We start from the raw sequence: 7508 nt of genomic DNA, 5'->3' as shown, positions 1-7508 counted from the left end.
CTCAGTCGGGATACCGTAACAAAACCGCATGGAGCGGCAGACCTCCCGGAAGATGAATCCGCCGGTCGGACGCAGACATCATACGCTTCCTGCGCAATTAGGCAAGGGTAAAGCCCGAAACGTCCGCACTATCTTCCGCGACGAGGCGGCGCCCCCATCATCTTCTTGACAAGCCGGGGCATTCCTGAAAGTCTCCTCGTCAACGAACCGGGCCGCAGCCCGAAACAATACGACCTTTCCCGTCCCTGCAACGGAACGTTTTTTCAGGAGAAGCATCATGGAAGAAAACCGCCTCGGCATTGTCGGCATCATTGTGGAAAACCTCGAATCCTCCGCCGCCCTGAACGCGATTCTGCATCAGTACTCCGACATCATTGTCGGACGTCTGGGCATTCCCTACCGCGACAGGGGCGTGTCCATCATCTCCATCGCCGTGGACGGCAGCAACGAAGCCATTTCCGCCATGACCGGAAAAATCGGTCAGCTGGAACACGTGTCCGTGAAATCCGTCATCACCAAGTAGTCCTGCGCCGCATCAGCAAGCGAAGAGGCCCGCCGGTTCCGCCGGACGGGCCTTTTGCGTTGGGGCGGCGAACCGGCGCGCGCCGGTTTATTTTCCGAGAAAAAAGTCCTATGGTCGCAAGGAACTTACGCCTCAGGAGTCACCATGCGAGAAATTTCCGTCGAACTCATACGCGACACCGTGGCGCGGCTGGCCGTGGAGGCCTGCTGCCGCCTGCCCGAATCCACGCTGGCGGCCATGCGCCAGGCCAGAGAATGCGAACTTTCCCCCACCGGCCGCGACGTGCTGGATCAGCTCATCCAGAACGCGGGCATCGCCGCCGAGGAAAGCGTCCCTATCTGTCAGGATACCGGACTCGCCGTGGTGTTCGCCGAAATAGGTCAGGACGTCCACATCACCGGCGGTCTTTTTGAAGACGCCGTCAATCAGGGCATTGCCAAGGGCTACACCGAGGGCTACCTGCGCAAGTCTTCGGTGGCGGAACCGCTCTTTGAACGCAAAAACACCGGCGACAACACGCCTGCCGTCATCCACACGCGCCTCGTGGCCGGCGACCGCATCACCCTGCGCCTGGCCCCCAAGGGCGCGGGCAGCGAAAACAAGGGCGCGCTGCACATGCTGGTTCCCGCCGACGGCATAGAAGGCGTGAAGAAGGCCGTGGTGGAAACCGTGCGCCACGCCGGAGCCAGCCCCTGCCCGCCCATGGTCATCGGCGTAGGCATAGGCGGCAACATGGAACTGGCCTGCCTGTGCGCCAAAAAGGCCTGCGCACGCGACATTGAAAGCCGCAACCCCGATCCCCGCTACGCCAGACTCGAAGACGAGCTGCTGGAACTTGTCAACAAGCTCGGCACCGGCCCCGCCGGACTCGGCGGCAGCGTGACGGCCTTCAAGGTGAACGTGGAATTCTGCGCCACCCACATCGCCAGCCTGCCCGTAGCCGTGAACATCAACTGCAACGCCGCGCGTCACGCCGAAGCCGTGCTGTAAGGATTCCGCCATGCCCGCCACTCATCATCTTGTCACGCCCCTTTCCAAAGACGACATACGCAAACTGCGCATAGGCGACCTTGCCTTCATCAGCGGCACCATCTACGCCGCGCGCGACGCCGCCCACAAACGCATGATCGAAGCGCTCGACAGGGGAGAATCCCTGCCCTTCGATCCCGCCGGACAGATCATCTATTACGTGGGCCCCACGCCCGCAAAGCCGGGCAGACCCATCGGCTCGGCCGGTCCCACCACCTCGGGCCGCATGGACGCCTACGCCCCGCGCCTCATGGAACTGGGGCTTGCAGGCATGATCGGCAAGGGCAACCGTTCCCGCGCCGTCATGGACGCCATTCGCGACAACGTGTGCGTGTATTTTGCCGCCACCGGAGGTGCGGCCGCGCTCATTTCCCGCTGCATCCGCTCCTACGACGTGCTCGCCTGGCCGGAACTCGGCCCGGAAGCTCTGGCCGCCATGACCGTGGAAAACTTTCCCGTCACCGTGGTGGCGGACTGCTGGGGCGGCGATCAGTACGAAGAAGGAAAAAAGCCCTACCAGAGCATCTGATCCGCGCCGAAACCCGACCTCTGCTCCTGCCGCATGCGTGCGACAGGAGTTTTTTTTTACGCTTTCGGCGGCGTTCGCCTTCCGGGGCCTGATGCCCCGCAGAGCGCGCATTCTCCGGCCGTCTTCCGGCAATCGACGCGCTTCGCCTTTGCGCAGGACGCCCGAACTCTGCAAAGTCGCGTGAACATCGCCTCCCCGCAGGAGAAAGCCCCGGCGCGTCGAGAGTGTCCGACATAACCACGGACTGGGACAAGCCGGTGCAGACGCTGCGGCGCAGCCTGCGCACGGCAATTCCCCGCGGGCGGGAGAATGCCGCCGGGCCTTCGCTGCCCGACGCCAAGCTCTCCCCCGGCGGGAAAGCACTCCCCTCTCCGCACGCCCCGGCCCCCTCGCTTGTGGATCATGACCTTTTCCTTTTCGGCGCGCTCCCCCCGGTATCTTCATACCCCTCTTCTGCCTGCAAAAACACGCCCGCCCTCGCTCGAAAACGGAACGCCCATCCCCCAAAACAAAGCCGCCGCGCCTGCCGAAGGCATTCCCCAGCCTCTGCTCTTCACATCTCTTTCTCTTTTCTCTCGCATGCGCCCTGCCCGCTTGCGTCAACGCAAAAAACAACGTTACGGCTCCGTACTGCATCCGCACATTTTGTTCTTCGTAGCAACTTCCTTCACAAGATTATAACAAAGCTGTCATAATATCCCGGGATTATTGACGAGTGCGCTTTTCTGCACGTATATATGACAAAGTTGTTACAATTTTCTTTTCCCTCCGGGGAAGCAAATAACGGCGGTGCCCCATGGCCGACATCTTCTTCGACAGGCAGGACAGAGAGCTCATGAAGATGATCAACACGATCATCGACTACGGCCCCTCCTCCGATCTTGAACATAAAATATTCAATGCCCGACTCCATCCCCACGGCATACTGAATCTCACCACCACGCACGAGTTCCGCATGGCGCAGGCCGTCATCAATCTGCTCGGCAGCCTCACCAAGTCCGGCCCTGCCGAAGATCGTCTGGCCGCCCTGCGCACGCTGCACGACGAAGTGCTGCACAGCGCCCAGACCACCTTCCGCTACAACACCGGCCGCGTGCTCATTCAGATCATGAAGGCCATCATCCGCTCGCGGGACGACGAGCACGCCCAGCTCCGGCTGATTCACGATTTCCGCAAGGCCGTTTCCGGCAATCCGCGCATCGTTCGGGAATTTCTCAACCGTCATCACCTCATGGAAATGCCGGAAGAATGGAATCAGCTCACCATGGATCATCACGTCCACGATTCCAATACCAAAGGACGCAAAAACGCCACCTTCCTCATCATGGACGCATGGGTGAAGGGCATACGGTATCTTACCGTGGTGTACTACAACTATGTGGATCTGGAAGTGGCCCGCGAACTGCTGAGCGCCGCTGCGATCATGGGCATTTCCGTGCGTATCGGCCTTGAGTTCCGCGCGGCGTTCCGGGGCCGCTACGTGAACTTCATATGGGCTCCGCGCGGATTCTCCGACATTCAGGACTTTCTGGAATTTCTCTCCTCAGACGCCATGCGGTCCTTCATGAGCGAAGGCCGCATGGCCTCGGCCTGGATTCGGAATCACGTCATGGCCACGCTGGAGCTGTGGAACAAAAAACACGCTCACGCGCTCACGCGGGATCTCGGCATTCCCGTCACCACGCTGGACCCCGACGCGTTCCTCGCCTTTGTGGGCAACGGGCAGCCTTCGCTGCTGCATCTCGCGGAATTCATTCACAAGGCTCTGCTGCCGAAGTTCAAAACCAAAATCGCCGATCTCACCATGGAACTTGAGGAGGCAAACGACGCCCGCAGAGAAGAAATTCTCCGGCGCATGCGCCGCATGGACGCCTTTACTCCTTCCATCATTCACGACAGCTGCCTTGCGCCATCCTGCAATCCCGAACTGCCCTCGCCCGAAGATCCGCCCACCTCGCCCGACGACGAGCGCCCGGAACTTCTGCGCCTCAGCGTGCCGCAGCTTCTCGAACGGCTGAGCTCGCTGCGCAGCGGCTACCGCATCACCCTGCAGCTTGCCGGACTCACCGCCGAAGACGTGCTCGAAATTCTCTGGGACGGTCAGGGGTTCATCACGCATCTGGAGCTGTTCAACGTCAAGGAATGGCACGACGGCAATCTGCCGCATCTCAAGGAAATCAACGATCTCCAGGTCGCCATCAATACGGGCGACGTCATGCGCCTCAAGAAAATTCTGCGCGGCATGCTGCGGAACTTCGACTGCGACTGCTCGCCGGATTCGCAGACCCGATGCGAAAAATTCCGCGCCATTCTGGCCGACATTCCGGCCCTTCAGGCCCTGTACCGCTACGCGCCCCTTGCCAGCCACATGGGCACGGATTCCACCAGTCACCTCGGCAACCGCTACGGCATGGGCCTGGCCGTGCCCGAAACCCTGCCCGGCTCCGCCCGCAAGCGCCTGAAGGGCAACAAATACATAAGTTCCGTCACCCTGCCCATGCACCTTCAGCTCGGCTACCGGGTGGAATACCTGCCGAGCGGTCACCCCTCGCCGCTGCTTACCTGGCTGCGCCGCCGCATGAGCTTTCTCAAATGCGGCATGAACCGCACCAGAGAGTGGGAGCCCCTCTATGAAAACGTGCGCATAGAACAGCCGGGCAACATCATCACCATGGGCGGCATCACCGTGGAAAAATCCAACGGTCTCGTGCCCGAACCGGGAGCGCAGGCGCTCGCCCGCGACGAGGAGGCAGGAGGAAGAGCCTACCTCAACACCACCATGTCCAACGTGCTCAAGGTGCTGCTGGGCTTCATTCCCGCAATGCTCACCTTTCTGAACACGCAGGAATGGTGGGTGCTCGCCTGGTTCGGCGCGCCCATCTGGTTCGGCATCACCGGCGTGCGCAACGTCATTCAGGCCGTCATTGCAGGCGGCGGCGTGCGCAAAAACATGCTGCTCTCATGGAAAAAATTCGTGAACTGGTCGCGCGTGTGCGACTCGCTCATGTACACGGGCATTTCCGTCATTCTGCTGGAAGGCCTCACGCGAAACCTGCTGCTCAGCCGCGTGCTCGGCATTACCGTGGAAAACGCCCCTCTGCTCGTGTTTTCCATCATTGCGCTGGCAAACGGCATCTACATTTCCTCGCACAACATCTATCGAGGATTCCCGCGAACCGCGGTCATCGGCAACTTCTTCCGGAGCGTGCTGGCCATTCCCGTGGCCATGCTCTACAACTCCGTGCTCTATACGCTCTTTCCGCTCATCATCAGCATGCCGCCGGAGCAGATACTCATTCCCGCGGCGGCCATCGTCTCCAAGTTCGCTTCCGACACCGTGGCGGGCGTCATCGAGTCCGTGGCGGACAGACGCAACAACTACCGCCTGCGCGGATGGGACTATCAAACCAAGCTCAGGCACCTGTTCGACTGCTACACCAGACTCGAACTCGCCTTCCCCGACAAGGACATGCTCGCTCTTCTGGCCCAGCCCAGAGAATTCATACGCTTCACGAGTCAGGAAAAGGCCCGCGCCCTGCAGGTGGAAAGCATCATCAACGCGCTGGACCTCATGTATTTCTGGTACTATCAGCCCTGTGCCCAGCAGACACTGATTGCGCTTCTGCGCGGCATGACCAGAGAGGAACGCGTTGTTCTGGCCCGCTTTCAGAGCATTCTGCTCAACGTTCAGGAAGTCTGCCAGCTCTTTGTGGACGGCATGCTCGGCCTGAACTTCTCCCGCGCCCTCTCCTTCTATCTGGACAACTACGAGGACTACATCGACACCATTGCCCGCCACTGCTCCGCATTCGATACCAGGTACCAGCTGCGCGGCAAAACGTCCGGCAAAAAAGAACACGACTAGTCCCGTTTCAAAAAACGAACGCCGCGCCTGACCCAAAACAGATCAGGCGCGGCGCAGTTATTGACGCTCTGGAGCGGACCGCCAGGCGTTGCGCAGCGGTCAAGCACCGACTGAACGCCGACATTCTCACGCGTCATTGCTGCGAGGCAAGGGCCGCTGCTTCGGCAGGCGGCCACGGTGTCAGGCGGAAGCCCACGTGCGTCACGGTTTTCAGAATCGGCCTTCCCGCCGCCTGCAGCGCCCTGCGCAGAGAATGAATATGCGTACGCAGCGAATCGCTGTCCGGCGGAAAGTCTCCGTAGATTTCATATTCCAGATCCTTCCGGGTCACGACGCCGGGAGCCTGACGCATGAGCCTCGCCAGAATGGTGAAGGCCGTGGGCCTGAGCGTGAGGGGAACGCCCTCGCATGTGACCGTATGCATGTGCGGATCCAGTTCCAGCCCGGCCCAGCTCAGCGTGTGGGATCCCTGACGAGCGCCCATGCGCCGCACCAGGGCGCGCACGACCGCCTCAAATTCGCGCATGTCGGCAGACTTGTTGATGAATACATCTGCGCCCCAGTTCAGGCCAAGCACTTTGGCCTCCAGGGATTCTCCATCCATAAACATAAGAATGGGCGTTTCCAGCCCCACTTCATCGCGAAGACGACGGCACAGCGTCAGGCCGTCCATACCGGAAAGCGCTATGTCGATGAGAAGCGCATCATAGGAGTTGGAAGAGGCTCTCTTCCATCCGGCCGTACCGCTGGAAGCCATGTCCATATTGTAGCCGAGCGGCGTGAGATATTTATACAGTGTTTGTGCAAACTGTTCATCTTCCGTGACGAGAAGCAGGCGAAGCCCTTTTTCTGACAGCAACGATTCCACGCGTTCAGGACCTCTTTGTAAGTAATGTTCATGAACGACGCCGCCGGGCACAGACTGCTCTTCCGAACTGCAACGGCGGGAGGTCGCCGGAGACATGCGTCATGTCATTCCCCGGACTGCTCCGGAACAACGCCAAGACGCGAGCCTTCCATCTTTGATATTTTCCTGTTTTTTCAATGAGCTACAATGATAAAGGCGTTGACAGCCCCCATGACCTCCCTTCGCCGCACCTATAAAAAAACTTCGCCGAAGCAGGCCATGCACTTTAAACGCCATGCCGTGGATCTTCTCTCAGTATGATTCATTTACCCCGGCAGATAATTAACTATTTTAACAGGCGTCCATGCCATGGTGGACAAAACGCCTTGCGTCGCATTTTCCGCCATTGTCCAACTTTTGGACAGATACTCGCTATTTTTATCCAACATATTCATATAATAGAGAATATTCACAAGCATCATTAATTCAAAAAACGGGAAAGGTCACAATGGCCTTTCCCGTTTTATTCATTTGGACACCTTGTTCATGTCCTATACGCCGAAAGCGTATTAGAACAGGTACTGGAAGGTAAGAGCGGTGCTCCAGCCGTCCTTGTCGATCTCATGACCTTCAGCCCAACCGGCATGATCGCCCTTGCTGTAGTCGGTGATCATGTAGGCGAGTTCGAGGCAGGCGCTCAGGTTCTTGTAGATCT

General features: G+C 59.4%; 5 protein-coding genes. 4 read left to right on the top strand and 1 reads right to left on the bottom strand.

Annotated features, from left to right (window positions below):
- Nucleotides 1-277 precede the first annotated feature (277 nt).
- The 4 genes from ACZM96_RS08515 to ACZM96_RS08500 all read left to right on the top strand — a co-directional run bounded on the left by ACZM96_RS08515 (nt 278) and on the right by ACZM96_RS08500 (nt 5946).
- Complete coding sequence (locus tag ACZM96_RS08515; protein ID WP_346666266.1) at nt 278-523, top strand: TM1266 family iron-only hydrogenase system putative regulator; 246 nt, start codon at nt 278-280, stop codon at nt 521-523.
- 144 nt (nt 524-667) lie between these two features.
- The gene (locus ACZM96_RS08510) at nt 668-1513 is read left to right on the top strand and encodes a fumarate hydratase (RefSeq protein WP_489488529.1); all 846 of its coding nucleotides are present in this window, start codon (nt 668-670) and stop codon (nt 1511-1513) included.
- 10 nt (nt 1514-1523) lie between these two features.
- On the top strand, nt 1524-2081 hold the full coding sequence (locus tag ACZM96_RS08505) for a Fe-S-containing hydro-lyase (protein WP_489488528.1): 558 nt from the start codon (nt 1524-1526) through the stop codon (nt 2079-2081).
- Nucleotides 2082-2877: 796 nt separating this feature from the next.
- Nucleotides 2878-5946: a hypothetical protein gene (locus ACZM96_RS08500; RefSeq protein ID WP_489488527.1), complete on the top strand. Its 3069-nt coding sequence runs from the start codon at nt 2878-2880 to the stop codon at nt 5944-5946.
- 133 nt (nt 5947-6079) lie between these two features.
- Here the strand turns inward: ACZM96_RS08500 and ACZM96_RS08495 are convergent, their stop codons facing one another.
- Nucleotides 6080-6814, bottom strand: coding sequence for a response regulator transcription factor (locus ACZM96_RS08495; RefSeq protein WP_489488525.1), 735 nt, complete (start codon nt 6812-6814; stop codon nt 6080-6082).
- Nucleotides 6815-7508 lie beyond the last annotated feature (694 nt).

This window comes from Mailhella sp. (assembly GCF_057866825.1).
Note: the sequence above shows the minus strand (reverse complement) of the source record. Positions and strands in the feature narration are given on the sequence as shown.

Excerpts from the sequence above, each read along its gene's own strand:
- ACZM96_RS08515 (WP_346666266.1), top strand. The coding sequence starts at position 278 with ATGGAAGAAAACCGCCTCGGCATTGTCGGCATCATTGTGGAAAACCTC.
- ACZM96_RS08500 (WP_489488527.1), top strand. The coding sequence starts at position 2,878 with ATGGCCGACATCTTCTTCGACAGGCAGGACAGAGAGCTCATGAAGATG.
- ACZM96_RS08505 (WP_489488528.1), top strand. The coding sequence starts at position 1,524 with ATGCCCGCCACTCATCATCTTGTCACGCCCCTTTCCAAAGACGACATA.
- ACZM96_RS08510 (WP_489488529.1), top strand. The coding sequence starts at position 668 with ATGCGAGAAATTTCCGTCGAACTCATACGCGACACCGTGGCGCGGCTG.